27 protein-coding genes are annotated in these 26,666 nt (G+C 52.3%); 8 read left to right on the top strand and 19 right to left on the bottom strand.

Annotated elements, in window-relative coordinates; all coding sequences use genetic code 11:
- Positions 1–58 precede the first annotated feature (58 nt).
- Positions 59–1,414: an MATE family efflux transporter gene (locus BN1190_RS07950; RefSeq protein WP_040286417.1), complete on the top strand. Its 1,356-nt coding sequence runs from the start codon at positions 59–61 to the stop codon at positions 1,412–1,414.
- Between the two features lie 46 nt (positions 1,415–1,460).
- Here BN1190_RS07950 and BN1190_RS07945 read toward each other — a convergent pair whose 3' ends face one another.
- From BN1190_RS07945 to BN1190_RS07900, 10 genes are all read right to left on the bottom strand, one after another.
- A complete protein-coding gene (locus BN1190_RS07945) occupies positions 1,461–2,321 on the bottom strand; it encodes a CAP domain-containing protein (RefSeq protein ID WP_082023314.1) in 861 nt (286 codons plus the stop codon).
- A 189-nt stretch (positions 2,322–2,510) separates the two neighbouring features.
- Entirely contained in the window at positions 2,511–3,410 is a 900-nt protein-coding gene (locus BN1190_RS07940) for a CobW family GTP-binding protein (protein ID WP_040286416.1), read from the bottom strand.
- Between the two features lie 64 nt (positions 3,411–3,474).
- On the bottom strand, positions 3,475–4,971 hold the full coding sequence (locus BN1190_RS07935; protein WP_040286415.1) for a S41 family peptidase: 1,497 nt from the start codon (positions 4,969–4,971) through the stop codon (positions 3,475–3,477).
- A gap of 78 nt (positions 4,972–5,049) precedes the next feature.
- On the bottom strand, positions 5,050–5,754 hold the full coding sequence (gene deoD / locus BN1190_RS07930; RefSeq protein ID WP_040286414.1) for a purine-nucleoside phosphorylase: 705 nt from the start codon (positions 5,752–5,754) through the stop codon (positions 5,050–5,052).
- 79 nt (positions 5,755–5,833) lie between these two features.
- A complete protein-coding gene (locus BN1190_RS07925) occupies positions 5,834–6,055 on the bottom strand; it encodes a YozE family protein (RefSeq protein ID WP_040286413.1) in 222 nt (73 codons plus the stop codon).
- A gap of 20 nt (positions 6,056–6,075) precedes the next feature.
- Positions 6,076–6,498 (bottom strand): peptide-methionine (R)-S-oxide reductase MsrB, encoded by a 423-nt coding sequence (gene msrB, locus BN1190_RS07920; protein ID WP_040286412.1) that lies wholly within the window; start codon positions 6,496–6,498, stop codon positions 6,076–6,078.
- Positions 6,495–7,022 carry a peptide-methionine (S)-S-oxide reductase MsrA gene (gene msrA / locus BN1190_RS07915; protein WP_040286411.1) on the bottom strand — a complete coding sequence of 176 codons (528 nt, stop codon included), beginning with the start codon at positions 7,020–7,022 and terminating at the stop codon, positions 6,495–6,497. Before msrA ends, msrB begins: the two co-directional genes overlap by 4 nt.
- A 12-nt stretch (positions 7,023–7,034) precedes the next feature.
- Positions 7,035–7,613: a YpmS family protein gene (locus BN1190_RS07910; protein ID WP_040286410.1), complete on the bottom strand. Its 579-nt coding sequence runs from the start codon at positions 7,611–7,613 to the stop codon at positions 7,035–7,037.
- An 11-nt stretch (positions 7,614–7,624) separates the two neighbouring features.
- Positions 7,625–8,380 carry an SGNH/GDSL hydrolase family protein gene (locus BN1190_RS07905; RefSeq protein WP_052461757.1) on the bottom strand — a complete coding sequence of 252 codons (756 nt, stop codon included), beginning with the start codon at positions 8,378–8,380 and terminating at the stop codon, positions 7,625–7,627.
- 122 nt (positions 8,381–8,502) lie between these two features.
- Entirely contained in the window at positions 8,503–9,342 is an 840-nt protein-coding gene (locus BN1190_RS07900; protein WP_040286408.1) for a DegV family protein, read from the bottom strand.
- Between the two features lie 75 nt (positions 9,343–9,417).
- On the opposite strand from BN1190_RS07900, the gene trhA reads away from it, so the two are divergent.
- On the top strand, positions 9,418–10,053 hold the full coding sequence (gene trhA / locus BN1190_RS07895) for a PAQR family membrane homeostasis protein TrhA (RefSeq protein WP_040286407.1): 636 nt from the start codon (positions 9,418–9,420) through the stop codon (positions 10,051–10,053).
- A gap of 104 nt (positions 10,054–10,157) precedes the next feature.
- Here the strand turns inward: trhA and BN1190_RS07890 are convergent, their stop codons facing one another.
- The 5 genes from BN1190_RS07890 to BN1190_RS07870 all read right to left on the bottom strand — a co-directional run bounded on the left by BN1190_RS07890 (position 10,158) and on the right by BN1190_RS07870 (position 13,773).
- Positions 10,158–10,646: a dihydrofolate reductase gene (locus tag BN1190_RS07890; RefSeq protein WP_040286406.1), complete on the bottom strand. Its 489-nt coding sequence runs from the start codon at positions 10,644–10,646 to the stop codon at positions 10,158–10,160.
- Between the two features lie 15 nt (positions 10,647–10,661).
- Positions 10,662–11,609 (bottom strand): thymidylate synthase, encoded by a 948-nt coding sequence (locus tag BN1190_RS07885; RefSeq protein WP_040286405.1) that lies wholly within the window; start codon positions 11,607–11,609, stop codon positions 10,662–10,664.
- Between the two features lie 88 nt (positions 11,610–11,697).
- Positions 11,698–12,285 (bottom strand): YpjP family protein, encoded by a 588-nt coding sequence (locus tag BN1190_RS07880; protein ID WP_040286404.1) that lies wholly within the window; start codon positions 12,283–12,285, stop codon positions 11,698–11,700.
- 265 nt (positions 12,286–12,550) lie between these two features.
- Positions 12,551–13,339, bottom strand: coding sequence for a class I SAM-dependent methyltransferase (locus BN1190_RS07875; protein WP_040286403.1), 789 nt, complete (start codon positions 13,337–13,339; stop codon positions 12,551–12,553).
- A complete protein-coding gene (locus tag BN1190_RS07870) occupies positions 13,336–13,773 on the bottom strand; it encodes a BrxA/BrxB family bacilliredoxin (RefSeq protein WP_040286402.1) in 438 nt (145 codons plus the stop codon). The genes BN1190_RS07875 and BN1190_RS07870 overlap by 4 nt, the downstream gene beginning before the upstream one ends.
- A gap of 144 nt (positions 13,774–13,917) precedes the next feature.
- Between BN1190_RS07870 and BN1190_RS07865 the strand changes: the two genes are divergently transcribed.
- Positions 13,918–14,565 (top strand): hypothetical protein, encoded by a 648-nt coding sequence (locus tag BN1190_RS07865; protein ID WP_040286401.1) that lies wholly within the window; start codon positions 13,918–13,920, stop codon positions 14,563–14,565.
- A 201-nt stretch (positions 14,566–14,766) separates the two neighbouring features.
- Here BN1190_RS07865 and BN1190_RS07860 read toward each other — a convergent pair whose 3' ends face one another.
- Together BN1190_RS07860 and BN1190_RS07855 are read right to left on the bottom strand one after the other, a co-directional pair.
- Entirely contained in the window at positions 14,767–15,894 is a 1,128-nt protein-coding gene (locus BN1190_RS07860) for a conserved virulence factor C family protein (protein WP_040286400.1), read from the bottom strand.
- A gap of 16 nt (positions 15,895–15,910) precedes the next feature.
- The gene (locus BN1190_RS07855; RefSeq protein WP_040286399.1) at positions 15,911–17,803 is read right to left on the bottom strand and encodes an ABC-F family ATP-binding cassette domain-containing protein; all 1,893 of its coding nucleotides are present in this window, start codon (positions 17,801–17,803) and stop codon (positions 15,911–15,913) included.
- Between the two features lie 298 nt (positions 17,804–18,101).
- On the opposite strand from BN1190_RS07855, the gene BN1190_RS07850 reads away from it, so the two are divergent.
- Together BN1190_RS07850 and BN1190_RS07845 are read left to right on the top strand one after the other, a co-directional pair.
- Positions 18,102–19,595 (top strand): peptide MFS transporter, encoded by a 1,494-nt coding sequence (locus tag BN1190_RS07850; protein ID WP_040286398.1) that lies wholly within the window; start codon positions 18,102–18,104, stop codon positions 19,593–19,595.
- A gap of 110 nt (positions 19,596–19,705) precedes the next feature.
- Positions 19,706–20,713 carry a DUF1646 family protein gene (locus BN1190_RS07845; RefSeq protein WP_040286397.1) on the top strand — a complete coding sequence of 336 codons (1,008 nt, stop codon included), beginning with the start codon at positions 19,706–19,708 and terminating at the stop codon, positions 20,711–20,713.
- 66 nt (positions 20,714–20,779) lie between these two features.
- On the opposite strand, the gene BN1190_RS07840 is transcribed toward BN1190_RS07845, so the two are convergent.
- Both BN1190_RS07840 and BN1190_RS07835 read right to left on the bottom strand, forming a co-directional pair.
- A complete protein-coding gene (locus tag BN1190_RS07840; RefSeq protein WP_040286396.1) occupies positions 20,780–21,751 on the bottom strand; it encodes a proline dehydrogenase family protein in 972 nt (323 codons plus the stop codon).
- A 117-nt stretch (positions 21,752–21,868) separates the two neighbouring features.
- Positions 21,869–23,605, bottom strand: coding sequence for a methyl-accepting chemotaxis protein (locus BN1190_RS07835; protein ID WP_040286395.1), 1,737 nt, complete (start codon positions 23,603–23,605; stop codon positions 21,869–21,871).
- A 263-nt stretch (positions 23,606–23,868) separates the two neighbouring features.
- On the opposite strand from BN1190_RS07835, the gene BN1190_RS07830 reads away from it, so the two are divergent.
- From BN1190_RS07830 to ilvA, 3 genes are all read left to right on the top strand, one after another.
- Positions 23,869–24,303: a MarR family winged helix-turn-helix transcriptional regulator gene (locus tag BN1190_RS07830; RefSeq protein ID WP_040286394.1), complete on the top strand. Its 435-nt coding sequence runs from the start codon at positions 23,869–23,871 to the stop codon at positions 24,301–24,303.
- 24 nt (positions 24,304–24,327) lie between these two features.
- Entirely contained in the window at positions 24,328–25,236 is a 909-nt protein-coding gene (locus tag BN1190_RS07825; protein ID WP_052461756.1) for a diacylglycerol/lipid kinase family protein, read from the top strand.
- A gap of 136 nt (positions 25,237–25,372) precedes the next feature.
- On the top strand, positions 25,373–26,635 hold the full coding sequence (gene ilvA, locus BN1190_RS07820; protein WP_040287215.1) for a threonine ammonia-lyase IlvA: 1,263 nt from the start codon (positions 25,373–25,375) through the stop codon (positions 26,633–26,635).
- The last annotated feature ends 31 nt before the right edge of the window (positions 26,636–26,666 follow it).

Below are 26,666 nucleotides of genomic sequence, written 5' to 3'. Positions count from 1 at the left end.
AGTATACCAAAAAAGCATGCTACAATTAGAGTCGAATTTGAAAAAGGAGGGGAAACCCATGGAACCTTCTCTTCTTCCGGAACGGAAACCGGTCCGTTTCCTGAAGATCGTGACACCGATCCTTATTACACAAGTGGCCCTGTACATGGTGACGTTCTTCGATATTCTTATGACTGGCCGCTACGATACATACCATCTGGCAGGCGTGACGATCGGTTCCTCATTCTGGGTGCCGGTCTATACAGGCCTTGCCGGCATACTTATGTCACTGACACCGATCATCGCCCAGCATATCGGCGCCCGCAGAAATACCGAGGTCCGGCCTGCGGTCCAGCAGGGGCTGTACGTATCGGCTGCACTGGCAATTGTCGTCTTTCTGCTGATTACCCTCGTGTTCTTCAAGGTCATCCGGTCGATGGGACTTGAAAATCCGGTCGGACCGATCGCTATCCGCTACTTGCAGGGCATGTCAGTCGGCCTGCTGCCGCTGTTTGCGTACACCGTTCTCAGGTCCTTCTTTGACGCGCTCGGATCGACACGGGTGTCGATGTTCATCATCCTCATTTCCGCGCCGATCAATGTCCTGCTGAATTATCTGCTGATCTATGGGAATTTCGGCTTCCCTGAGCTCGGCGGTGCGGGAGCTGGGTATGCATCCGGTCTGACATACTGGATCGTCTTCGGGATTGCTCTTGGGGTGGCATTGGGCGGAAGGCCGTTCCGCAAGTTCAGTCTGTTTGCACAGTGGCAGCGGCCGAAGTGGCTGTACTGGAAGGAGATTCTGGTCATCGGGGTGCCGATCGGCCTCTCCATTTTCGTGGAGACGAGTATTTTTTCGGTCGTCACACTGCTTATGAGCTCATTTTCGACTGAAATCATTTCCGCACATCAGATCGCACTCAATTTTACGTCCCTGCTGTATATGATGCCGCTCAGCATTTCAATGGGCGCTACGATTCTTGTTGGTCAATCGGTCGGCGGGAACCAGTATGCGGATGCAAAACGATACAGCTACATGGGCATCACGTTTGCTGTCGCATTCAGTCTGCTGTCCATCGCCATCCTGCTGATCGCCCGCTCGTCGATTGCATCCCTGTATACGACCGATCCTGCAATCATGGCACTGGCTTCCCAGTTCTTCATATTCGGTGCGCTGTTCCAGCTGTCCGATGCGGTGCAGGCCCCGATCCAAGGTGCCTTGCGGGGTTATAAGGACGTCAACATTACATTCATCATGGGGTTCGTCTCCCTGTGGGTCATCGGTCTGCCTGTCGGCTACGTCGCAGCTTCGTTCACCGGGCTCGGTCCATATGGATATTGGGTCGGCCTTATCGCCGGCTTGACCGTCGGTGCGGTTGTCCTGAGTTTCCGTCTGCGGTTTATCCAGCGAAAACACGAAATGCCCGCTCAATGAAAAACCGCTTCACTGCAAGTATGTCTGCAGTGAAGCGGTTTTTTGATCACTTCTGGATGAACTGCTGGGTCCAGTAGTTTCCGTTTGCATCGTAGCCGATACCGATATGGGTGAAACCTGGCGTCAAGATGTTCTGCCGGTGGCCTGGAGAATTCATCCAGCCCTGGACAACTTCCTGAGCGCTCCGCTGACCCATCGCAATGTTCTCAGCTGCAGAGCGGTAGGTGATGCCATTCGCTTTCATCTGATCGAACGGAGACCCGTATGTTGGACTTGTATGGGAGAAGTAACGGTTCGCTGCCATGTCGGCGGATTTCTGACGGGCCGATTTCAACAGTTTTTCATCAAACTGCAAAGGTTTCAGTCCGGCTTTCTGACGTTCTGCGTTCGTCAAGTCCAATACAGCCTGTTCGATCTGGCTTGCAGAAACTTGAGTCGAAGCTTCAGGCTGACTCGGTTTTTCTTGTGGAGGAGTCGGTACTGAAGGAGCAGTGTCAGGTTTCTGCTCGGGTTTCTGTTCGGGTTTTACCGGCTGCTCGGGATTCGCTTCCGGCTTTACCGGCTGTTGCGGCTTTGTTTCCGGCTTCACAGGTGTCGGTGCGGGTTCCGGTTTAGCTGACGGTTCATCGGGTTTACTGTCCGGAGCAGGTGCGACAGGTGTCTGCTCTTGTCCGGCCTGATTTCTATATTGTTCGAAGAACAGTTTATACAGCTTGATGGAATCTATGTTGATGCGCCCATTGCTTCGGAATGCCTTAGAGTAGCAAGGCTGCTGGCCCGCTTCCAAATTGATCACTTGTGCTGCTGTCTTCGTCTGGACGGAATCCAGTGATGCTGCTTCTGCGTGGCTGGTATACGGCAAAACGAGTGCCGAACCCAGCAAGATGACTGCAATCGGTTTTTTCATCTTGTACGCCTCCCTTCGCAACTATCATATACGAAAGAGATTCGGCGAAAATTGGAAGAATCCGGTCTGGGGACCAATCCGGCTGGTCGAACCCTTTGTTAAGGTGATGTTTTTACGCACAGAAGGATATCTTTGGCAAGGTGCTGAGTTATTGCCATGTTTCGGATGTTGACATTCTCGCTGAAGAAGTTATTCGGCCTCCCATTCCAGCCTCTCGATGCCTTCCCCGATCATGACGATGCGAGCCGGCATCGTGACGTATTCCGGCATCCAATTCACCATCCCATATGCATACTGGAAGAGCATCGGATGCTTGGCGCCTTCCACTGGTATATAGCCTTTCATGCGGTACACTGTCTCCGGCAGCCTCCGTACCCAGCGCTCGACAGCTTCCTGTGTCACCGGTTCACGGAACTCGATGACCTTTGTTGAAATCGGCAAGTGCTTGCCTGAGATGACCGGACGTTCAGATGCGGACTTCCGGGCCAGCGTCTTTTCGATGAAACCGAAATCGAGCTTTCCCTGGACTGTCTGGACAATCGGAGCATCTTCATTTAAAGATGAAATCTCCATAGATATAGAGGCGAGTTCCGATTCACTGACCAGATCCGTCTTATTCAGCGCAATCAGATGGGCATGGCGGATCTGTTCCAGGAACAGGGCATGCATACGCGGAGACAGCTTTTCCCTGTGCAGCCAGTGCAGCGCATCCGCTACTGTTACGATCCCTTTGACAGACAGACGATCGGCAAACAGGGGAGAATGGACAGCGTCGAGCGCTTCCACCGGATGGGCCGCTCCCGTCGTCTCGATAAGGATGACATCGATATCCTCATAGTCCGTCAGCAGGCTTTGCAGCTGAGCCTCTGTGTTCTCTGAGCCCGTACAGCAAATACAGCCGCCGAGCAGTTCTTTCAGCGGCACGTCGCCGGATTGGGCCACGCTATCCGAGTCTACCGGGACGTCGCCGAATTCGTTCATGAGCACAGCCGGCTTCCTCCCTTGCGCTTGGAGCTGTTTGAGCGAGTGAAGCAGCAGCGATGTCTTCCCGCTCCCGAGAAAGCCGCTGTACAAATAGACATCTATCATCGTGACTGTTCCTTTCCTTGAAAGAAAGCGTCCGATCTCCAGGGATCAGACGCTTTCCAGCTCATTATTTTGCGATTTTCTTCTCAACTGTCTCTTTTGCCTTCAGCAGCTGAGGATCGTCGTTTTCCACTTTCTCTTTCAGTTTGTTCATCAGGCCGATTGTCGTATCACCCGTCAGCACGCCTGTTTCCTCAAGCTGCAGGTCAGCCTGCAGCTTCTTGACGGCCGCTTCGGTCTTTTCGTCGAACAGGCCGTTGATCTCACCGGGATCGTAGCCGACCGCTTTCAGCATTTCCTTGGCCGGTTCTGTATTCGGAGAGACCTCCCCTGCCTTCAGTTCTTCTGAAGGATCGAGGAACGGCAGCATGGCGTAAGTTGGATAGTCGACCTTCACATCCGGCTCGATCCCTTTCTTGTGGATCCAGTTGCCATCAGGTGTCAGCCATTTCGCTGTCGTGATCTTCAAGTTGGAACCATCTCTCATATCGGTCGGTGACTGGACAGTCCCTTTCCCGAATGATTTCGTTCCGACGAGCGGAATGCCTGCCGATTCCTTCAGGGCGCCAGCAAGGATCTCGGAAGCGGATGCACTGCCATCGTCGATGACGAGAGCAACCGGCACGTTGACCTTACGGCCGCCGGAAGCAGGGTACAGGACTGCCTTCTTGCCCCGTTCCTGTGTCTGGACCAGCGTCTTGCCTTCCTCCACGAAGAGGTCGGAAATTTTCAGCGCTCCGTCAAGTACGCCGCCCGGATTTTGGCGGACATCAAGAACAAGCCCTTTCATGCCTTTGGCTTCCATTTCATCAAGGGCTTTCAGCAGCTCATCATACGTATGCTCGGAGAACGTCGTCATACGGATGTGTGCAATTCCGCCGTCGAGCATTTCCGCATAGACGGTTTCGATCGGAATATCATCACGAGTCACTTTCACATCGAACGGCTCCGCCTTGTCACCGCGTTTGACGGTGAGCGTGACAGTCGTCCCTTTTTCCCCGCGGATCAGCATGACAGCTTCCGAAGAAGACATACCCTGGATGCTTTTTCCGTCAACCGCCGTGATGAGGTCGTTCGGCAGCAATCCTTCTTTTTCAGCCGGGGAGTTCTTGATAGGTGAGACGATTTTGATGTAGCCATCCGCTTCCTGGATTTCTGCACCGATCCCCTGGAAACTCGATGAGATGTTTTCCATCAGATGCTCGGTCTCCTCTTTGTTGAGGTAATCCGAATACGGATCATCCAAAGAATCGACCATCCCGTTGATGGCGCCGTCCAGAACTTTATTGTCGTCGATATTTTCGTAGTAGTTCTTCTTGATTTCGTCATATGCGTCATACAATTTCTGGAATTCAGCCCTGTCCGTTTTCTGCGGACTGACCACTTCCACCACTTTGTCCTCACCGAATGTCAGCGCGAAAAAAGTGATTCCCGCTGTCAGGATGACCAGCGTGAAAATCAGCATGACGAAAGAAAACGGCTTGATCTTAAAGTAGCGGTTCGCAGAAGGCGTACGCTCTGGTTCCGGCGAGCGGCTCGGCTCCCGCTGTTCGTTTTCGTCCATTTGGGATCCCACTTTCTTCGTTGAATTGCCAATACCGTCGAAAAAGGGCCGCTGATTTGCATGCGGCCCTTTTATCTATTACTCCTGGATCGCAGCTTCCAGAGCAACTTCGATCATTTCGTTGAAGGTCGTCTGACGTTCTTCGGATGAAGTTGCCTCGCCTGTCAGGATGTGATCGCTCACTGTCAGGATGGACAGTGCTTCACAGCCGTGTTTCGCAGCGAGTGTGTAAAGTGCGGCAGTTTCCATTTCGACAGCCAGCACACCATACGAAGCAAGTTTTTCGTGCTCTGCGTGTTCATTGTAGAAAAAGTCTTCTGTGAAGACGTTACCGACCTGGAGGTGGAGTCCCTTTCCTTTACCTGCATGATAAGCTTTCAGCAGCAGGTCGAAGTTAGCCGTCGGCGCATAGTCGACACCGTTGAAAAACGTACGGTTGATGGGCGAATTGGTCGTAGCGCTTTGCGCCAGGATGACATCGCGGACTTTGACGTCCTTCTGGATCGCACCGCAAGTACCGACGCGGATAAGTTTCTTCACACCGAATTCCTGCATCAGCTCTGTCGTATAGATGGAAATTGACGGAACACCCATGCCTGTCCCCTGTACGGAAATACGCTTGCCTTTGTATGTTCCCGTGAACCCGAACATGTTGCGGACTTCGTTGTATTGGACAACATCTTCCAAGAATGTTTCAGCGATGTACTTCGCACGGAGGGGATCTCCGGGAAGCAGGATCGTATCGGCGACATCGCCCTTTTTAGCGTTGATATGTATACTCATTTGTCCAAGCACCTCTTCTTTCTATTTCTTAACACATCATACAATTAAACCGTTTACTTTGCAACGGTATGCCGAGCTCTTACAAATACCGCTCCTCATACTGACGATACAAGTCATCGAAAATAACAGAGGGCATTTCGGAATCCGCTTTCTCTTCGATATAACGCGATAATGCGTCGAAAGAACGCTCACTCTTCGGAAAACTGTGATCGTTGAACATCCTTTCGGCGAATACCGCATTCAGGTCATCTTTTCCGCCGCCGCGGAATGAGAGGACAAATTGATAAAAAGAGCGGTCCATACGCGGACCCCCTTCCGTTCTTATTTGAATTGGGATTTATAGTCCCCGAGCCCTTCTTCGTCGAATTTATCGACAGGGACAAAACGCAGGGCTGCAGAGTTGATGCAATACCGGGTGCCGGCTTCTCCGGGTCCATCCGGAAATACGTGACCGAGGTGGGAATCCGCCGTCTTGCTGCGCACTTCCGTCCTCCGCATGCCGTGGGACGCATCGAAATGCTCGGTCACTTCCTCTTTCTCGATCGGTTTCGTGAAGCTCGGCCAGCCGCAGCCTGCGTCATATTTGTCTTTCGAACTGAACAGGGGCTCTCCTGACACGACATCGACATAGATGCCGTCTTCATAGTGGCTGTCGTATTCGTTCTGGAACGGCGGCTCTGTGCCCTGTTCCTGTGTGACGTGATATTGCAAATCTGTCAAACGGTTTTTCAGATCTTCTTTCATGGCTGCTCACTCCAATTCTCTGATTTGAATCGTTCGCGACCGGATCCGACGGAATACCGCTTGTAATGACCCGGGTTTTTCTTATAGTAATCCTGATGCCCTTCTTCTGCCAAATAAAACGGTTTGGCCGGCAGGATATCTGTAGCGATCGGTTCGCTGAATTTTTTCGATTCCTCAAGTTCCCGTTTGGACTGTTCAGCTTGTTCATGCTGTTCAGGCGTATGATAATAGATGGCCGTCTTGTACGATTCCCCGCGGTCAAAAAACTGTCCGCCGCTGTCTGTCGGGTCGATCTGCCGCCAAAAGATGTCCAGCAATTCCCTGTACGATATCACTTCATCGTCAAATTCTATCTGCACGGCCTCCCGGTGGCCCGTCGTTTCCGAACAGACCATCTGATAGGTGGGGTTCGGCACGTCACCGCCAGTATAGCCCGAAACAACGGATTCGACGCCGTCATACTTATGGAACGGTTTCACCATGCACCAGAAACAGCCGCCTGCAAATGTCGCTACTTGTTTCATCGTCTGCACTCCTTATCTTTTCAGAATTGACACATCGAGAACAATCTCATCCTTCTCCAGGTTGAACGATTTTGCACGGACGGATACCCCTTTGGCGACCGGAACTTTCGACAAGTCGATGAAAATCTCTTCCTCCTTCGGCCGGACGATCATCCAGGAAGGCAGCTTGATTGAATCCCGCAGGACCTTCAAAACAGCGGATGGCTGGATGTTCAGCTGTCCGAGTTCCATGGAGGATTGCTTCAGTATGAGGTTTCCATCCTCTCTGACGATCGGATCGAAGTGCATGACGACTGGCAGCCGGAACGAAAATACCGTCAGCTCCGAATAAAGGATCACATCATCCTTCACTTTCATCTGCACGGGCAGCTTTTCACCTTTCATCGCGTCACGGATATATGTATTCGCGATGCCCTCGAAGTCTTTCTTTGTCGTGCGAACCGTCAGGTGGTTCGCTTCTCCTTCACCGATCACTTCCGCAGCTGGCAGCTCCTGCGATTCACCGGCTGAACCGATCAGGAACAGCACCCCGGCAAATCCCGCAGCCACAACGCCGGATAATGTGAAGAAGGCTATTTTCCATCCATTCAAGCAATCATCTCCTACCTGTCCTTTTCCCCCTGGACGCGTACTTGCAAACCCCAATCATGCAGGACGCTCACATAGCGATCTTCCATCAATGCATAGCCTGTCGCATTCGGATGAAAGAAATCTGTATGATAGACGAGGTTCGCATTCTCTTCGAACAGATCCGCAACCGGGATGAAACAGCTGTTTCCATCCAGTTCGATCCGTGCCTGGATCGCTTCGTTCCAGTCCTCGATAATGTCTTCGAACTCTTTGACCTCATCAGTGATCAGCAGCATCGGATTGTACAGACCTGACATGATGATCGGCGCATCCGGATTCAGAGCACGGATCGTGCCGAAGATTTCATCGAGCCGTTTCGAATAGCCATCGAGTTCCGTATAGAACGGCTTCTTCTTCAGTTTGAACAAGTTGGCTTTCAGCACTTTCATCAAGTCGTTGCCGCCGATTGTCATGAAGATGACGTCCGCATCCCCGACTGAATCTTGGATCGCTTTCTCATCCAGCTGTTTCAGAAGCTGATCGCTGCGGCGGCCCCTTTTCGCCAGGTTCTCTGTTTCCACATACGTGATACCTTCCCATTCGGTCAGGTCTGAAGCGACCCGCTCGAAATAACCGCCTCTTTTCATCTCATCTCCGACACCTTGCGTCAGGGAATCGCCCAACCCGACAACATGCAGCGATTTCGGCAGGAAATCTGTCGGTATGTCCCACTCTGTAAATTCGACATCACGTCTTTCCGTAAAAGGCTCTGCGTTATTTCTGAACACCTGATCACACCCCGTAATCACCAATGAGAAGGCGAGAAAAATGACTAGCGCGCTTCTTCTCATTCTCCTTTTCCCCATTTCCTAAAAATTATGCGAGCAGCTATGCATACAGCGTTTCCTGCTCAGTCCGTGTAGTACATGAACCCGATTGCTCCGGCTCCGGTGTGGGTGCTGACGACAGGCGATGTGAAAGAGAACCGGATATCCGTGAAGCCGCTCTCTTCGATAAGACGTTTCAGCGGTTCGGCCATCGCCAATCCGTTGGCGTGGGAGATCCCGATACCTTTCACGAGTTTACCGGCCGTGTCCTCTTTGAAGGACGCGAAGAGCTGCGCAGCAACCTGCTTATGGCTCCGCGCCTTGCCGATCGGTGTATAGACACCATCCTGCAGCGAAGCGATTGGTTTGATGTTCAATAAGGAGCCGATGATCCCTTTGCCTTTTCCGATCCGGCCGCCTTTCACGAGATTGTCGAGCTTATCGACGACGACATACAGCATCGTCTTCATCCGGATGTCCTCCAGGCTGGCAGTGATTTCAACCATCGACTTTCCCTGCTGCGCCATCTTTGCCGCTTCGATCACTTGGAACGCCAGACCATGGGATATATATCGGGAGTCCACGACTGTCACGGGGGCTGTAGTCATTTCGGCTGCGGCTTCAGCTGACTTCACTGTACCGCTCATGCCGCCTGTCATATGGATCGACAGGATGTCGCTGCCGTCCGAGCCAAGTTCGTCGTAGATCTCCGCAAAAGTTCCGGAGGACGGCTGGGAACTCTTCGGGAGCGATTCGGCCTTTGCCATTTTCTCAAGAAATTCCTCAGGTCCGAGGTTCACCCGGTCTGTGTAGATTTCACCGTCGATATGGATGGATAACGGGACGATACGGATCCCGTATTCCTCGATTTCCTGCTGGGTCAAGTCTGCGGTGGAATCTGTCACAACTTTAATCTGTGTCATTGTCAATCTCTCCTCTATCAGTGGAAACAAGTTTTCTATTTCAGTATAATAAGCAAAAAAGGAGGCTTTCTGCCATTGGCGACTGCATTTGACTATAAGAACGGCCGTGAAGAACTTTGGAATGCGCTCACCCATGGTCTCGGCGTCCTGCTGAGTATACCGGCTCTCGTTCTGCTTATTCTGAAAGGCATCCGCCAGGAAAGTACGCTGGCCCTTGTCAGTTATACCGTTTTTGGGATTTCCATGCTGTTTCTCTATTTGATGAGCACACTTTTGCACAGTATGCCGGAACGCCATAAACGGCTGTTTGCGATTCTCGACCATTCTGCGATCTACCTTCTGATCGCCGGGACGTACACGCCATTTGTCCTTGTCGGAATCGGCGGCGGCTTGGGCTGGACCTTGTTCTGCATCGTCTGGGGTCTGACATTGTTCGGTACGGTATTCAAGATTTTCTTCATCCACCGTTTTGAAATTGTTTCTCTCTTGCTGTATATCATTATGGGCTGGCTGATCATCGTTGGACTTAAGCCATTATATGCGAGCCTGTCAGGCCCTGGCATCTCGCTGCTCGTAGCAGGCGGTATTCTGTACACTGCCGGCGCTTTCGTGTATGCCTGGCGTAAACTCCCCTACAATCACGCTATTTGGCATCTGTTCGTACTGGCGGGCAGTGCTTCCATGTATTTCAGTGTAATACTCTATTTATGAAGCGGTGTTTGTAAGTATGTTTGTAAAGAAAGGAGACTGATTCTTCGCGGATATCGCGAGTTACGAATCGGTCTCCTTTTTCGTCCGCACGGCTGACAGGCAGCTCAGGCCGCGGTTTCCCGTTCATAGATGCAATAGACGTATTCAATGCCGTCTTCCGTACGGTGGGCATCCGATTCAGAAATCAGTTTCCAGCCGGTTGAATACTCCGGGAAGTACGTATCCCCTTCGTATGAATGACGGATCACTGTTACATACAGACGGTCTGCGATCGGCATCGCCATTTCGAAGATTTCCGCCCCGCCTATGATCATCACCTCATCGGCATAGTTTTCTGCACGGACAATCGCCTCGTCCAGAGTCTGGACGGCCACCGCCCCTTCAGCATGATACCCGGCGTTCCGTGTGAGGATGAGGTTCAGCCGGCCTTTCAGCGGGCGTCCGATCGATTCGAACGTCCTGCGTCCCATGATGATCCCTTTCCCCATTGTCTTCTCTTTGAAATATTTCAGTTCTTCAGGGATATGCCATGGCATGGCGTTGTCAGCACCGATGACCCTGTTCTCGTCATGTGCAACCAGCAATGAAATCATAAAGTATCCTCCTGTTCAGACAGCGACGGGCGCTGAAATTTTCGGATGCGGATCATAGTTTTCAATGGAGATGTCCGCGGTTGTCAACTCGAAGATCGAGCGGCCTGCCAGATTGACTCGCAGATCAGGCAGTTTGCGCGGTTTCCGCGTCAGCTGTTCGTTCACTTGGCTGATATGGTTGGAATAGATATGTGCGTCCCCGAGTGTGTGGATGAACTCACCGGGTTCAAGCCCGGTCTCCAGTGCAATCAGGTGGACGAGCAAGGCGTAGGAGGCGATATTGAACGGCACACCGATGAAAATATCGGCACTCCGCTGGTACAGCTGGCAGGACAGTTTTCCGTCCGCCACATAGAACTGGAACAGGACGTGGCAAGGCGGCAAAGCCATGTCATCGAGTTCCGACGGGTTCCACGCTGTGACAATATGCCTGCGGGAATCAGGATTCGCTTTCAGACCTTCGATCAGCTGCCTGATCTGATCGACAGGTTCGCGTCCTGCTGCTCCTCCGAAACTGCGCCATTGTTTTCCGTAGACAGGGCCCAGATCACCGAAGCGTCCGGCAAAGCTCTCATCTATCAGAAGACGTTCTTTAAATGATGCCATCTCGTTTTCGTACGCTTCCCGGAATGTTTCATCCGCTGGTGCACGTCTGCCGAAATCTGTCATATCCGGGCCGGTGTACTCATCGCTTTCGATCCATTGGGCGAAAGCCCATTCATCCCAGATCGGATTCCGTTCTTCGACGAGCGTCCGGACATTCGTATCCCCTTTCAGGAACCAGAGCAGTTCCGAGACAATCAGACGGAATGCGGTCTTTTTCGTCGTCATCAACGGAAAACCCTGTTGAAGATCATAGCGCATCTGATAGCCGAAGACACTGAGCGTTCCTGTACCGGTACGGTCCTCTTTCTTGACCCCGGTCTCCAGTACATGACGGCAAAGATCCAAGTATTGCTTCATAACCCAACCTCCTGTTACTCAATAGCTTAACTATAACAAATCAAGCACTCAAATTACGAGCGAGAGAAATAAAAACCGCCGGCAGCTGTCAGGACAGCCACTTCGGCGGTGTGTTCTTCGACCAGTAGACTTCCCCGATCGTATGATGTGTTTCGTAGTCGTCAGCTGCGACATGATAGTGGAAATTGAAGAAATACCCGTCTTGCGGGCGTTTCTCCGTCCGGACGTGGAACAGGAGCAGGTTCTTATCGGTTTCGGCATCTTTTATGTTGAATATCTTTTCAGCATGTCCGCCGGATGGCCGCTCTGAAATCGCCAATTTCCGGTCCATCTGGAACTGTTCGCCGAATGTGTCCCGGATAACGCGCTCCATTTCAGGGAAGATCACCGTATCGAACTCGTCGCCGATCGCAGGTCCGATCTTCGTTCCGAATTTTGTGTACGCCAGCTTGCGCGCACCGCTGATCAGCTCGTCTTCCGAGGCAGCAGGGAGCGGATCGCGTTCAAACGTGGTCTCAAAACTGACAGAATAGGCACTTCCGCTTTCCGGAAGACCCGGTTGTTTGATGTTTTCCTTTTCATGCAGTGAATCCCAGATCTCATGACTCGGCGAAATAACGCCCAATGTTACGAACGCAACAGAAATGATCATCAGCTGCTGCAGCCATTTTTTCATCATCCATCACCTGCGCATTTCATAAAATATCGATTTGCTTTCTGAACAGTACGAAAAATATTCGAAAAGGTTCCTTCTTTTGTAGTTTCATTGTACAATAAGTGACAGGGAACTGGTATGTTTTTTTAAGGAGGTTGCTCAGATGGATGTTCAACTGATTGCCGGTATCGGCATGCTTGTCTTTGTTCTATACTTAAGTTCACTCAATTTCACGCACTGATTGCTTAAAACGCCCGCAGATCCAGTTACTGGACCTGCGGGCGTTTCATGTTTCCATGCAGCCGAAATGAAATTTTGTATTCGGCCGGCGGATCCGTGTGAAGCCGAATGTCTCGAATGCCCGATCGCCGAAATGAGCTTTCAGAACGACCCGTTTGGCGGCGACCCGCCTGGCCTCTGCTATCCACTCGTCCGTCAATCCTCCATGCAATCCCGTGTCACGGAGCGGTGCGAAACTGGCGGATTCTTCGATTGATGTCGAAAACATCGGATCCAGATAGACGACATCAAACGAATCCGTTTCCATACTGCGCAATATTTCTACAGCCGTTCCCTGCTTCACCTGGATGCGTCGCATCGCTGCTTTCAATTCAGGGAAAGCGGGATCGTATTGCTGCAGTCCCTTGGCGGTGATGAAAGCGACCACTGGATCGGCTTCAATTCCGACAATTTTGCCTGAATGTCCTGCCGCGGACGAGGCAAGAATACAGTCCGTCGCAAGTCCGAGTGTGCAGTCGAGGAACCGGTCCCCTGCAGAAAGTGCACAGGCGGCCAGGAAAGGATCCTCTTCTCCCCTCAGTACCCGTTTCAGCCGGAACATCGCCGTGTCCGGATGAAAGAAGAACGGTGAACCCGAAGTTTCCCGGCGGTAGAATGAAAACCCATCCTTGCCGGCGATGAGGGCATCCGCCTTGTGATCAGCCATCAAGTTCTGCACCGACCGCTTCCTCCGTTCCTCGCACGGACAGCCGAGACGTTCGGCGGCTTCCCGGGCAAGCTGTTCGGAGAGCGAGTCCGGCCGGCTGGCTGTCGAAACGATCAGCTTCCGGTTCAAGAGGCAGACACTTGGTTCAGGGCTCCTGTCAGGTGCTCTTGTACTTGTTCCATCTCGAATCCTTCGATCTGCTCCCGCGGGATGAAATAGGCAAGCTCACCATCTTTCAGGACAGCGATGGAAGGGGAACTCGGCAGGACATCTGAAAAATAGGAACGCATGGCGGCTGTCGCTTCCTTATCCTGACCGGCGAACACCGTATAGAGCTGATCCGGTTTCCGGTCGGCCTGTCCAATCGCTTCACGGACAGCCGGACGGGCAAGGCCCGCCGCACAGCCGCAAACGGAATTCACGACGACGAGCGCTGTTCCCTTTTGGTTTCGCATCGCCTCTGCAACATCCTCTTCCGTTGTCAATTCCGTGAAGCCGGCAGCCGTCAGTTCGCTGCGCATCGGCTGGACAATCCCCTTCATGTATTCTTCATAGGCATTCATATCCCATATCCCCTTCCGGTTCATCATTTTTTGTCTTGCATCTGCTGTCCATTCTACATGGAAACGGGCGGAATGAAAACGAAGTGCTTTCAAGGCACCTGTGGTAAACTGTCAGCAGAGAACTAGGCAAGGAGATGTTTTGGGATGGACCTCAAAATGAAACAGCTGAATCAATACTATTATGACAAATTCACGGCTCGCGCATTCGATGAAAAAGATGTCCTCGGCTTCTTTGCAAGTGAGGTGCCTGATCATCCTGTATTGGCGGAAATACGCCGGCTCGTGTTGACGAGAGAGATTGGTAACGGGCCGGCTGAAGTGTACTTCCGGCACGCAGCCGAAGTGATCAGCCGGCTCGGTAAAGGCGGCCCGAAAGAGAAAATCGACCTCCTGTACACCTTCAAGGATATACGGAATGCACTCAACCAACATTTCACACAGGCCGGACGGGAAAAGCTGAGCATTGCCGCGGTCAGCGATTTCCTGCTCTGCCTTATATCGCTCCTGCAGCATATCCCGCTCGGTCGGGTGACCGGCAGACGTTCGTCGGGTTTCCTTTGTTTCGCGGCTTCCAAGAAGGAGCTGCTGCTGATGGGAAATTTAAAAACGACTGTCAACGGGCGTTCCGTTCCGGTCACGTTCCCGGTGCTCACGGTGAAGAACGACTACGAAAAAGTGGAGCCGCGCGACAGCGCCGACACCCCGTATCTTTTCGAATCGGCAGCTGCGGAAATCATCACCCAGGAAGGACGGCTCTTCGTCAGCTTTCCTGAGCTGACTGGACAATCGTGAAAAAACAGCCCTTCTCCAATACGGGAGAGGGCTGTTTTTCCGTGTCAGTTCCTGTCTGGCGTGTCGGTCGGCATCCGGGACCTCCAGACACTCTGTCTAGTCAGCAGGATAGTCGTTGATAGTCCGAAGACAGGAACTCCGCTTGCCGGATCACTTTCAATCGGACTCAAAAAGCAAAGCAGGATTCCTTAGCAAACAGATTCAGTTGGAGCTTCCGCGGACCTCCGTCATCTGCTTCCAGATCGATCCTTTGGCATCTTCCCCTTCTTCAATCCGCTCGATAGCCATACGGACCTGCAGCTTCACTTCGAATTCCGGATCGTCCTCTGCTGCATGCAGGGCAGGAAGGGCCTTTTCGGTGCCTGTTTCGTACAGGAACATGGCCGCACGCCAGCGGACAAGTTTGTTTCTGTCCTGCAGCAGGTCGATCGCAGCGTCTTCGAATTCCGTGAATCCGAGATCGCTCATGCAGTCGCCCGCTGTCCTTCTGACGGCCCAGCTTTTGTCGTGCAGCGCTTTTTCGATGTACGGAACGACGTCCGGAGACTCGATCATGCCGAGATAAACGGCCGCCAGCCGGCGGATCGACATCTTTTCGTCTTCCAGCGCACGGCTGAGCAGCGGCAGATCAGCGGTCGACGGATCCGCCATCTGATCGAGCAGACGGAACCGCGTTTCCCATTCGTCCGTTCCGAACTGTTCGAGTGTGACCGGCTGTCGTTTGGAAGACACAGTTTCGCCGCCTTCCAGTGTGCTGCGGACAATCGAGTCCAGGCGTTCCTGCGGATAAGCGGCCTCGATTTCCTTGACGACGGTTTCGCCGATCTCCTCCTTGCTGCCATATCGTATTCCGTAATCGGCCCATTTGCGGAGCAGGATGTAATTTTCGACTTCCGCGCTGTGGACTTTCTCCATCGCTTCAGTGAAGCGGCTGCCGAGAGCGAACCGTTCTTCGTTTTCACTGTCGAACACTTTCACCTGAAGCGGGATTTCCTTATACGTCTGGACATGTACATACACTTCACCATAGTGCTCCGCAGCCTCTTCAGTTGCTTCCGGTTCACCGGATTCCTCATCCGCAAACACATTCCGCACGTCAGCCAGGATCGTTTCCCACGGGACATTCCCCGCCCGTTCCAGCGCCATGAAGTCCATGACATGATAGATGCCTTTCACGCCGTTGATAGCGAGCAGCCGGTTCACCGGTTCAGGGGCTGATCCGGCATCCTCCTTTTTATAGTTGTGGCTTTCGAGCCCCGGTAATTCCGTGTCGAGCACAAGTTTCATGGAATTCGGGCTCGGTGTCGGTTCGATTGACAGGATATTCATCCGTCCGTACCTCCTTTTAATTCTTCATGATTTCTTCCAGTTCACTCCACCGTTCAATCAGAGTTTCATAACGGTCATTCGCTGTATTCAATTTCTCCGTAATGGAAGATAGTTTTTCATAGTCGGCACCGCATGTCACCATTTCGGCTTCCAGCGAGGCAATCAGCTGTTCCGTTTCGTCGATATCAGCTTCGATCGTTTCCCACTCGCGCTTTTCTTTGTAGGTCGGCTTCTTTTTCGGGACACTTTCCTGACGCGGCGCCTGCGGTTCGGCAGCAGGCTGTACTGTCTGTGCTTTTGCAGATTCATGCGTCTTTACGGACTGGAGATAATCCGTATAGGTCATGAGGACCGTTTCGATACCACCGCTGCCGTCGAGCACCCACAGCCTGGAAGACGTCCGGTCCAGGAAGAACCGGTCATGGGAAATCGTCATGACGACACCCGGAAACGTATCGATGAATGATTCAAGGACGGATAAGGTTTCGAGATCCAGATCATTCGTCGGCTCATCCAGCAGCAGGACGTTCGGCTGCTCCATGAGCAGTTTCAGCAAATAGAGCCGTTTGCGTTCGCCGCCGGACAATTTGCCGATCGGCGTTCCGTGTACAGAGGCGGGGAACAGAAAACGTTCCAGCATCTGTGAAGCCGAGATGCGGTTGCCTTCACTGTCTTCGATGTCATTCGATGTCTCGCGGACGTATTCGATGATCCGCTGATCCGGCTTCATCTCAGGCAGGTGCTGCCGGAAGAATGCGATCCGGACAGTCGACCCTCTGTCGATCTCTCCCTCATCCGGCTGGAGTACGCCGGCGAACAGATTGAGCAGTGTCGTTTTCCCGGCGCCGTTCGGTCCGACGATCGCAATCCGGTCGCCGGACTGCAGCAATGCAGAGAAATCCTGTATGACAGGCCGTCCGCTGAACGATTTGGAGATGCTGTCCGCTTCGAGCACTTTCTTGCCGAGCCGGGATGTCTTCAGCGCAACATCCAGTTCATCCTTCTGCGTTCCGCCCTTCACCTGCTGTTCGAGTTCCTCGAAGCGTCCGATACGTGCTTTCTGTTTCGTCGAACGTGCTTTGGCACCTCTCCGTATCCATTTCAGTTCGGATCGGTATCGGTTCTTCAGCTTGTCTTCCGTTGCTGCACTCATCTCTTCCCGCAAAGCTTTCGCTTCGATGAAGTCGCCGTAATTCCCTCTATGCGTATAGAGTGTCTTGTCCGCGAGTTCGTAGATTGACGTGGCGACAGCGTCAAGGAAATACCGGTCATGGGTGACGAACAGGACCGCTCCCGATACGGTGGTGAGGTAATCCTGCAGCCATGTGATCGACGAAACATCCAGGTGGTTCGTCGGTTCGTCGAGCAGCAGCAGGTCGGCAGGCTCGATCAGCGTCTTCGCGAGCATGACGCGTTTCTGCTGGCCGCCGGACAATTCCCCCATCCGCTTATCGAATGTATCGATTCCGAGTTTGGTCAGTATGGTCCTCGCCTGTGTATTGACATCCCATGCATTCTGGTGGTCCATCTCAAGCTGCAGCGCTGCAAACCTGTCCTGCAGTTCCTGTGATTCAGGCTGGTCTGTCAGCGAACGCAGTGCGTGTTCGTAATTCAAGTTGAGCTGGATGACCGGTGCTGTGCTCTGGAAGACCGCCTCCATGACCGTCAGGCCGGGATCGCTTTCAGGTTCTTGCGGCAGATAGGCGATCCGGTACTGGTTCGGATGGTCGAACGTCGCGGTATCTGCATCTTCAGTGCCTGCGATGATGGAAAGCAGCGTCGACTTCCCTGTCCCATTTATGCCGACCAGTCCGGCCTTCTCACCGGAACCGATTGTAAACTGCACGTCCCGGAACAGCGTCTTGTCCCCTACCGTTTTTGTAAGTTTTTCTATGATCAGATGATTCATGCGTCCACTTCCATTCTGTAACCTGCTACTTGTATAATACCTCATTTGCGGCATGATTTGTAGGAATAGAGGGTATTGGAAGCTGGATGAGCAGAGAGGGAGGGAATTAGGGATTTTTCAATCAGAAGTCTTAAAAAGTTATAGGAGGATAACTATATCTATGTATTCATTCTTTCCAAATAGACTTAAAACTCAATGAAATCAGCATTATAAGACTTAATGGATTTTCGAATAAATTATTTTCAGACTACCATGGATAGTGGTACTATATTCTTCATAGTCAAAAGGAGGATTTAGAATGTCACAGCTGTCTAAAGAGGAGATTGTTGAAAGCGTCCCGCAAAAAGGCTTTTTCGGTCATCCTAAAGGATTGTTCTCGTTATTCTTCACGGAGTTTTGGGAGCGCTTTTCTTACTATGGAATGCGTGCGATCCTTGTTTTCTATATGTACTACGAAGTCTCGGAAGGCGGTCTCGGCCTCGACAAGGGAACCGCACTCGCCATCGTTTCGCTGTATGGCTCACTCGTCTACATGTCGGGGATCATCGGCGGCTGGCTCGCGGACCGCGTGCTCGGAACGTCGCGTTCTGTCTTCATAGGCGGAATTTTCATAATGCTCGGCCACATTGTGTTGTCCTTCCCGGGCAATCTCGGTATGCTGTTCTTCTCCATGGCGCTCATCGTCATCGGTACAGGACTGCTGAAGCCGAATGTGTCCAGTATGGTCGGCGATATCTATCCGGTCGGTGATAACCGCCAGGATGCCGGCTTCAGTATCTTCTACATGGGGATCAACCTCGGGAGCTTCATCGCCCCGCTGACTGCCGGAACACTCGGTACGGAGTATAACTTCCATCTCGGTTTCGGACTTGCTGCAGTCGGTATGTTCTTCGGACTTGTCATGTTTGTCATGACGAAGAAAAAGAACCTCGGACTTGCCGGAACTTATGTTGCAAACCCGCTGACGCCTGCAGAGAAGAAGAAAACGTCTATAATTGTCGGAATTGCGGTGATTGTGTTGGCGATTATCGTCGCTGTCGCCATCCCGACCGGCTACCTTACGCTGGATTCGTTCATCGCATTCGTAGGGATTCTCGGATTCCTCATCCCGGCGGCTTACTTCTTCGTCATGTACCGCAGCCCCAAAACGAATGCTGATGAGAAGTCTCGTGTGCTCGCGTACATTCCGCTGTTCTTGACTGCGGTCATGTTCTGGTCGATCGCCGAGCAGGGCTCCACGATCCTTGCATTGTATGCGGATACGCGGACCAATCTGGACTTCCTCGGAATCCATCTGTCACCTGCCTGGTTCCAGTCACTGAACCCGCTGTTCATCATCATCTTCGCACCTGTATTTGCATGGCTCTGGGTGAAACTCGGCGATCGGCAGCCGTCGATCCCGCATAAGTTCTCACTCGGACTGCTGTTTGCAGGTATTTCGTTCATCGTCATCCTGCTTCCTGGCGTCATGGGCGGCACGGATGCATTGGTAAGCCCGATCTGGCTTGCTTTGAGCATCTTTACGCTTGTACTCGGTGAATTGTGCATTTCGCCGGTCGGCCTTTCAGCTACGACGAAGCTTGCGCCTTCCGCATTCACTGCACAGACGATGAGCCTCTGGTTCCTGTCGAACGCAGCAGCACAGGCACTGAACGCACAGCTCGTGAAATTGTATTCAGCAGATACCGAGACGTTGTACTTCGGGATCATCGGCGGTGTCGCCATCGTCCTCTCGATCATCGTATTCTTCGTATCGCCGATCATTTCGCGTTATATGAAAGGTGTCCATTAATCACAACAAAAACGGTTCCCGGACAGGGAGCCGTTTTTTTGTTCGGGGATGAACGCGACCCGCGCTGCATACGATAATTATCCGGATAATTGCTGAGCGGAGGTGTGCGGGTGGTGTGGATACTGATATTGCTGCTGATCTTCGTTCTCGCGGGGCCATTCGTGTTTCCCTTCGCGGAACGGTATTTGGAGTTCTATCTCTTCTGGCTCGGCCTGGCTGCGGTTCTCGTGTCAGGTGTGTGGAGTGCGGAATTGCTGAAGACCTCGCTGGAAGAGCCGATAGCGATCACTCTGGCAGTGCTTGCAGCGGGAGTATTGTTCCGGCTCGGCAGTACGCCCTTCGGCCGGGCTATTCTTCTGGCTGAGCGGGTCATACCCTCCAGGCTCTTCACCGCGATGATCGTCTTCGGTCTCGGATTGGCCGCAAGCGTCATCACCGCAATCATCGCAGCCGTCCTCCTCGTCGCGATAGTCGGCATTCTCGGCTACGGCCGCCGCTCGCAGGTCCGTCTCGTTATCCTGTCGTGCTACTCGATCGGTCTGGGTGCTGTTCTGACACCGCTCGGCGAACCGCTGTCGACGATCGCCACGAGCCGCCTCGGGGAGAGTTTCTTTTACCTGTCAGGACTTCTCGGCAAGGATGTCCTGATTTCGCTCCTTATTATCGCAGCCGTTGCTGCCGCAGCTGTCGAGCCGCCTGTCCGTAAGGCATGCGGACAATCTACTGAGAAGGAATCATGGCATGCGATCTTTTTCCGCGGTTTCAATGTTTATGTATTCATCGTGGCGCTCGGCTTCCTCGGCGCGGGTTTCGCACCGCTTCTCGGGCAGCTGCTTGACGGCAGGAGCCCGGCGTTCCTCTATTGGGCCAACACGATTTCCGCGGTGCTCGATAACGCGACGCTCGCTTCGATCGAACTGAGTTCTTCAATGGATGCAAGCGTGGTCCGCGCTATCCTGATGGGGCTCATCATCAGCGGCGGGATGCTGATACCGGGGAATATCCCGAATATCATCGCGGCCGGGAAACTGTCGATCACGAGTAAGGAATGGGCACGGTTCGGTCTTCCCTTCGGTCTGCTCGGCATGCTTCTCTATTTCTTGGTCGCTGTCCGATGAAAAAAGCTGTTCTGCGGTCAGTTTCCTCTGACAGTCAGAACAGCTTCTTTTGTTATTCAACTTTTCTTATTTGCCTTTTTTCGTAAGACGTCCGAGTGCGAATGCGCCGGCCGCCAGACCGATCATCGTATTCGTCTTCTTGTTGAAGACCTGCTTGACGATCAGGTTCATGTTTTGCGGGCGCTCTGCCAGACGGCGCATGAAGTATCCGTACCAGTCCTGGCCGAACGGTACATATGTCGTGAAGTTGTACCCTTCCTTCGCAAGCTCCAGCTGCATATCCTTACGGAAGCCGTACAGCATCTGGAATTCGAATTTCTCGTTCGGGATATTGTTCTCCTTCACGAACTGCTTGACGTGGTTGATGACATGATGGTCGTGTGTTGCGATCGATGTGAACTTGCCGTTCAGCAGGTGCCATTCGATCAATCGGACGAAGTTTTCATCGATATCCGCTTTGTCCTGGTACGCGACGGCAGGTGATTCCTTATATGCGCCTTTGACGATCCGCAGACGGAAATCCTTATGCTCTTTCATGTAGTCTTCCGCTTCGAAGAAGTACGCCTGGATGACTGTGCCGATGTTCTTGTACTCTTTCGACAGGTCATCGAGAAGGTCGAATGACGGCTTCAGACGGCCATAGTCTTCCATATCGAAGTTGACGAAGATATCATACTCGTTCGCTTTTTTGACGATTTCACGCAAGTTGTCCTCACAGAAGTCCTTATCGATATCCAGCCCGAGCTGAGAAGGCTTGAGTGAGATGTGTGCATCCACCCCGTTCTCATGGATGGCTTCGATGACACTCAGGATCTGTTCTTTCGCGTCTGTCGCTTCCTCGCGGTTATGCACGAACTCGCCTAGATTGTCGACGGTGCATGAAATACCGTGGGCATTCAGTTCACGGATGCTCTCGATCGTTTCAGGGATGTTGGTTCCGGCTACGACGTTTTGGGCACCCAGTTTCAGGCCGTATTTTTTTGCTGCGCTGTTCAGCATCTGGTTTTGAGAAAGGCCGATAAAAAAGTCTTTTAGCATGTCGATAACTCCTCAGAACTAAAATTTTTCACTACTTCATTATATCATATATCGCGCAAAACAGCTCTGTTCTGATTTTACAATCTACTGAGAAAACGGGCTTTCAGAAAATGCGGGTCAGCTGACAGTCCCGCTGTCTCCGTCTTCTGCCAAACGGAATTTGCGGATGCTTGCTTCAAGCTCTTCCGCAAGCCGCTTCATGTCGTCCGACTGGCCAGCTACCTCCGTGATGGTCGCAGACGTTTCTTCTCCGGATGCTGAAATGTTGGCTGTCATCTCTTCGATGGAATGGATGGCGTCCGCCAGCTGGCGGATATGCTGCTCGGCTTCCTCTGAGAGCCGTGATTCCTTGATAAGGTTTTCGGAGATGGCCTCCACTTCCTTCACAGTCTCTTCGACCGCAGCGGAGATGCCGCCAAGTGTGTCTGCGGTCTTGCGGACAGTATCCGAACCACTTTCTATAAGTTCCCCGCTTTCCTCCGAGGATCTCACTACTTTTGAAATACTTGAAGAAATACCCTGGATGAGCGCGCCGACCTGCTGGACGTCTTCGTTCGACTGCTCGGCCAGAAGCCTCACTTCTTCGGCGACTACGGCAAACCCTTTGCCGTGTTCTCCCGCCCGTGCCGCTTCAATGGAGGCATTCAAGGCGAGGAGGTTCGTCTGCGCGGCGATATCGGAAATCGATTCCGTAATCAGCTGGATCTTCTTCGCAGACCCGATCAGGCCTTCGATCGCAGTCTGGGAACTCAATGCAGACTGCCGGATTTTCTGCATATCGTCATTCAGCAGTACTGCCCGCTGTCTTCCTTCCTCGGAGAGGAGTTTCGTGTTATTGGAAATGGCCGCTGCGTTTCCAGCGCGCCTGTCCGCCTGGCGCAGTCCTTCTGCCAGATCCTTCATAAGCTGTGCGGCCTGTTCCGCACTTGCGCCACCGTCGGCTGTGGAGCTTGCCGCTTCGTTGATGTTTTCCGAAACCATGTGGGCAGCCCCTTCCATTTCCTTCAACGAATCGGATGTTCTGGAAGTGCTCATCGTCAACTTCGAGGCTGTCGATCCGACAGTGCCGATCATGGTCCGCAAGTTGGCGGAAAGCGTATTGAGCGTCTTTGCCAAGTCGCCGACTTCATCCTGACTTTCAACAGGGACATCGCTGAGGCTCAGGTTCCCATCGGCTATCTGTCTGGAGTGCTCGATAAGCGAAGAGATCGGTTTCGTCTTCTTGCGGAGAAGGAACAGTGTCAGCAGAGCCGCCAGCAGCAAAGGCACGATGCTGATCAGAATACCGTTCCGCACTACGTCCCAGGTCCGTGATGAAACGATCGATGCGTCAAAATCAATGACGCTGACTGCGATCACTTCTTTTGAAGGGTCATGATCCTTGAAGATCGGTGCATATCCTGAGAGGCGTTTCATGTCTGCATAGTTGTAAGCCTTTGAGTAGGTTGGATGTTTCATCTCTTTCAGCATTTCAATCGCTTCCCTGTCAATATGGAAGTCATCACCCGGTGCGAATCCTTTCGCTTTCAGGTTATCGTCCAGCGCTACGATCGTTCCGTCCAATGTCAATATGTACTGAGTTTCAAAAATACTCTTGTGCTCAATTGTCCAATTCAACTGTTTCCCGATTTCGTCCTGGACATCCGAATCCCCGCCCAGCGCTTTTTCCATATCATCTGGCAGGATAAGCCCCGTCGTGATATTTGCACAGCCGTATGCTTCGATTCCCGCCGCATCAAACAATTTATCGTACGCTGTTTTGTATGTAGCGACAGATGTGATGGCAAGCATGACGACAAGGATGCCGATAATCAGACTGCCCAGCTGGAATGTTAAAGATCTTGTCAACTTCATGAGTCCTGATACCTCTTTCGATAAAATTATATATGACTTTATTCCTTGGTAAGTATACCGCTTGCCTGACGATAAAACTATACCTTAATACCTTTTCCACATAACGTTCACGAGACGGCCTTTCTAGTATCGGCTGTTCTGCAAAATTAGTAAGGGTTCAAATTATATTCTTTTTGTCCGAATAGTGTATGATACTGTAGATATCATTTTATTCGACATAAATTATTTACTGTAAGCCCCTTGCTTACAATGGAGGTTTCCAAATGACGGAGCAGAATATTTTTGAATTACTTCACACAATCGAGAAAGTGACCTATCAGATGGTCGTCCAGTGGCAGCAGCGGTCTGATAATGATCTGGGGATTTCGCATATACTCGTCCTGCAGGAACTGCTGAATGAAGGGGAAAGCCGGCCATCCGATATCGCGAAAAAATTGAATTTCACGCCTGCCTCTCTGACGCACCTGTCTACGAAACTGACAAAACAAGGGCTCGTCGTCCGCCGCCAGGCTGAAAACGATAAACGGACCAAATATTTGTCGATCACCGATGAGGGCAAATCTGTCGTTGAAAAAGCATATAACGACGGCATCGAGGTTCGGCGTGAATTGTTTTCCCATATCTCGGCAGACGAACAACAGGCATTGCTCGATATTTATAAAAAACTAGATGATGCACTGAAAGAGGCGAAAGAATGACAGGTTTCAGGGAGGGATTGACCGATGTATGCCATTATTGCGAATCCGGCGGCAGGTCGCGGTAAAGCTGCGAACCTGTTCCAGAAGGTACATGACGGCCTGACAGCAGCCCGGATTCCATGCACAGCCCTGCTCAGTGATTCACCTGATGCAGCCGGCTCATTCATCACCGGCCTGCATGATCAGGCACCTGTATCGATGATCATTGTGATCGGCGGTGACGGGACAGCAAGCTCTGTTTTACAGCTTGCCGTCAGGCTTGACATTCCCCTCGCCATCCTGCCCGCAGGCTCGGGCAATGATTCCGCAAGGACATTCGGACTGACTGCTGATCCCGGCCAATTCCTGTCCAGCATCCTTGTCCCGTCGATCCGGCGTGTCGATCTGCTGAATGTGAACGGCAGACTCGGTCTAACCATTGCAGCAGCCGGTGCCGATGCGGAAATCGGCAGACGTGCCAACCAATCCGCCTATAAGCCTGTGCTGAACCGGTTCGGTCTCGGTTCCCTCGCCTATCTGATCGCGGCTCTCGAGACACTGATTGAATTCAGACCTTTCTCAGCACGGCTTACAGTCGGCGATGACATCCATGACTGGCAAAGCGTCTGGCTTATCGCAGCAGGCAATACGCCGACATACGGCGGCGGCCTCCGCGTCTGCCCGTCAGCAGATCCGCTAGACGGTTCGATGGCCATCACTGCGGCCCACTCTGCCCGGAGACTGACCGTCCTCTTCCTGCTGCTGCCGAAGCTGCTGCTCGGAAAGCCGATCAGAAGCCGGGCTGTCACCTATGCGAATGGTCCGGAAGCCGTCCTGACTGCCGATCAGGACATCCTGTTCTTGATTGACGGGGAACCACAGGAGAATTCGGTGTTCCGTCTGAAGGTGGAGCCGGATGCCCTTCAGCTCGTCGACACGCGGCAGTTTTTGTGATTTTATAAAGAAAACGCTTACATATATTTTTTATGCCAAATGTTCTAACTATTTCGTTTAAAGCGTTGTCACTCTGCTTCCTGCATGGTAGTATTGAAAAATGCCAGTTGCCCAGGAGGTCTTCACTTTGACGAACATACAGGAAGCAGCGAAAAAACAGTTAGCTATCGAAGATATTCTGATTGCGAATCAGGTGCTGAAAGACGTTGTCGTCCATACACCGCTCCAGAAGAATGAGCGGCTGTCGAATGAATATGGATGCACCGTCTACATCAAGCGGGAAGATCTGCAGTCGGTCCGCTCGTTCAAACTGCGCGGTGCGTATTATAAAATCAAATGCATCGAAGAGGAGGCACGGCAGAAAGGTGTCGTCTGCGCAAGTGCCGGCAATCATGCACAGGGCGTCGCGTATGCATGTGCGGAACTCGGAATCGATGCCAAGATCTTCATGCCGCTTCCTACACCGAAACAGAAAGTCGATCAAGTGGAAATGTTCGGCAGAGGGACTGTCGATATCGTGCTGACAGGCGATACGTTCGATGATTCGTTCGAAGAGGCGAGCCGATGCACGTCGGAGGAAGGGCGGATCTTCATCCATCCGTTCGACGACTTCGATATCATGGCGGGCCAGGCGACCGTAGCAGTCGAAATCATGAATGACATCGGAGAGCCGCTCGATTATGTGTTCGCAAGCATCGGCGGGGGCGGCCTCATGTCCGGTATGAGTACATATATTAAAAACCTCTCGCCGCAAACCCGGATGATCGGCGTCGAGCCTGCAGGAGCGGCGAGTATGCGTGCATCGTTCGATAAGGGGGCGAGGACTTCCCTGCCCGATATCGATAAGTTCGTCGATGGAGCTGCCGTGAAGTGTCCCGGCCAGAAGACATTCGATGTCTGTTTCGAACTGGTCGATGATGTCCTTGCCGTTCCTGAAGGGAAAGTCTGCACGGCGATCCTCGACCTGTACAACAAGCATGCCATCATTGCGGAACCTGCGGGCGCCCTGCCCGTGGCAGCGCTCGATGCGTATAAAGAACAGATCAGAGGTAAATCTGTCGTCCTTGTGATCAGCGGAGGGAACAACGATATCGGCCGTATGCAAGAAATCAAGGAAAAATCGCTGATCCATCAGGGCCTGCTCCATTATTTCATCGTCAACTTCCCGCAGCGTTCAGGCGCACTCCGTCAGTTCCTGGATAATGTGCTTGGACCGAACGATGATATCACCACGTTCGAATATACTAAGAAGAACAACAAAGAGAACGGGCCGGCATTGGTCGGTATCGAATTGAAAGACCCGGCAGACCACGGCGGCCTGGTCGGCCGTATGGAGGAAAACGGATTTCCGTTCACTGAAGTGAAGCATGACAGCATGCTCTTCGATCTCCTGATCTGAACAGCAAAAAGCAGGTACAGCGATGGTGGAT

This window comes from Sporosarcina koreensis (genome assembly GCF_000826145.2).
Lineage (GTDB): Bacteria > Bacillota > Bacilli > Bacillales_A > Planococcaceae > Sporosarcina > Sporosarcina trichiuri.
The sequence above is the reverse complement of the archived record's forward strand: the minus strand, read 5'-3'. Positions and strand labels throughout refer to the sequence as shown.

What these genes read in the sequence shown, in the direction of transcription:
- BN1190_RS07950 (WP_040286417.1), top strand. Translation starts at nt 59, where the DNA reads ATGGAACCTTCTCTTCTTCCGGAACGGAAACCGGTCCGTTTCCTGAAG.
- BN1190_RS07945 (WP_082023314.1), bottom strand. Translation starts at nt 2,321, where the DNA reads ATGAAAAAACCGATTGCAGTCATCTTGCTGGGTTCGGCACTCGTTTTG.
- BN1190_RS07940 (WP_040286416.1), bottom strand. Translation starts at nt 3,410, where the DNA reads ATGATAGATGTCTATTTGTACAGCGGCTTTCTCGGGAGCGGGAAGACA.
- BN1190_RS07935 (WP_040286415.1), bottom strand. Translation starts at nt 4,971, where the DNA reads ATGGACGAAAACGAACAGCGGGAGCCGAGCCGCTCGCCGGAACCAGAG.
- deoD (WP_040286414.1), bottom strand. Translation starts at nt 5,754, where the DNA reads ATGAGTATACATATCAACGCTAAAAAGGGCGATGTCGCCGATACGATC.
- BN1190_RS07925 (WP_040286413.1), bottom strand. Translation starts at nt 6,055, where the DNA reads ATGGACCGCTCTTTTTATCAATTTGTCCTCTCATTCCGCGGCGGCGGA.
- msrB (WP_040286412.1), bottom strand. Translation starts at nt 6,498, where the DNA reads ATGAAAGAAGATCTGAAAAACCGTTTGACAGATTTGCAATATCACGTC.
- msrA (WP_040286411.1), bottom strand. Translation starts at nt 7,022, where the DNA reads ATGAAACAAGTAGCGACATTTGCAGGCGGCTGTTTCTGGTGCATGGTG.
- BN1190_RS07900 (WP_040286408.1), bottom strand. Translation starts at nt 9,342, where the DNA reads ATGACACAGATTAAAGTTGTGACAGATTCCACCGCAGACTTGACCCAG.
- BN1190_RS07890 (WP_040286406.1), bottom strand. Translation starts at nt 10,646, where the DNA reads ATGATTTCATTGCTGGTTGCACATGACGAGAACAGGGTCATCGGTGCT.
- BN1190_RS07885 (WP_040286405.1), bottom strand. Translation starts at nt 11,609, where the DNA reads ATGAAGCAATACTTGGATCTTTGCCGTCATGTACTGGAGACCGGGGTC.
- BN1190_RS07880 (WP_040286404.1), bottom strand. Translation starts at nt 12,285, where the DNA reads ATGAAAAAATGGCTGCAGCAGCTGATGATCATTTCTGTTGCGTTCGTA.
- BN1190_RS07870 (WP_040286402.1), bottom strand. Translation starts at nt 13,773, where the DNA reads ATGAATGCCTATGAAGAATACATGAAGGGGATTGTCCAGCCGATGCGC.
- BN1190_RS07865 (WP_040286401.1), top strand. Translation starts at nt 13,918, where the DNA reads ATGGACCTCAAAATGAAACAGCTGAATCAATACTATTATGACAAATTC.
- BN1190_RS07860 (WP_040286400.1), bottom strand. Translation starts at nt 15,894, where the DNA reads ATGAATATCCTGTCAATCGAACCGACACCGAGCCCGAATTCCATGAAA.
- BN1190_RS07855 (WP_040286399.1), bottom strand. Translation starts at nt 17,803, where the DNA reads ATGAATCATCTGATCATAGAAAAACTTACAAAAACGGTAGGGGACAAG.
- BN1190_RS07850 (WP_040286398.1), top strand. Translation starts at nt 18,102, where the DNA reads ATGTCACAGCTGTCTAAAGAGGAGATTGTTGAAAGCGTCCCGCAAAAA.
- BN1190_RS07840 (WP_040286396.1), bottom strand. Translation starts at nt 21,751, where the DNA reads ATGCTAAAAGACTTTTTTATCGGCCTTTCTCAAAACCAGATGCTGAAC.
- BN1190_RS07835 (WP_040286395.1), bottom strand. Translation starts at nt 23,605, where the DNA reads ATGAAGTTGACAAGATCTTTAACATTCCAGCTGGGCAGTCTGATTATC.
- BN1190_RS07830 (WP_040286394.1), top strand. Translation starts at nt 23,869, where the DNA reads ATGACGGAGCAGAATATTTTTGAATTACTTCACACAATCGAGAAAGTG.
- BN1190_RS07825 (WP_052461756.1), top strand. Translation starts at nt 24,328, where the DNA reads ATGTATGCCATTATTGCGAATCCGGCGGCAGGTCGCGGTAAAGCTGCG.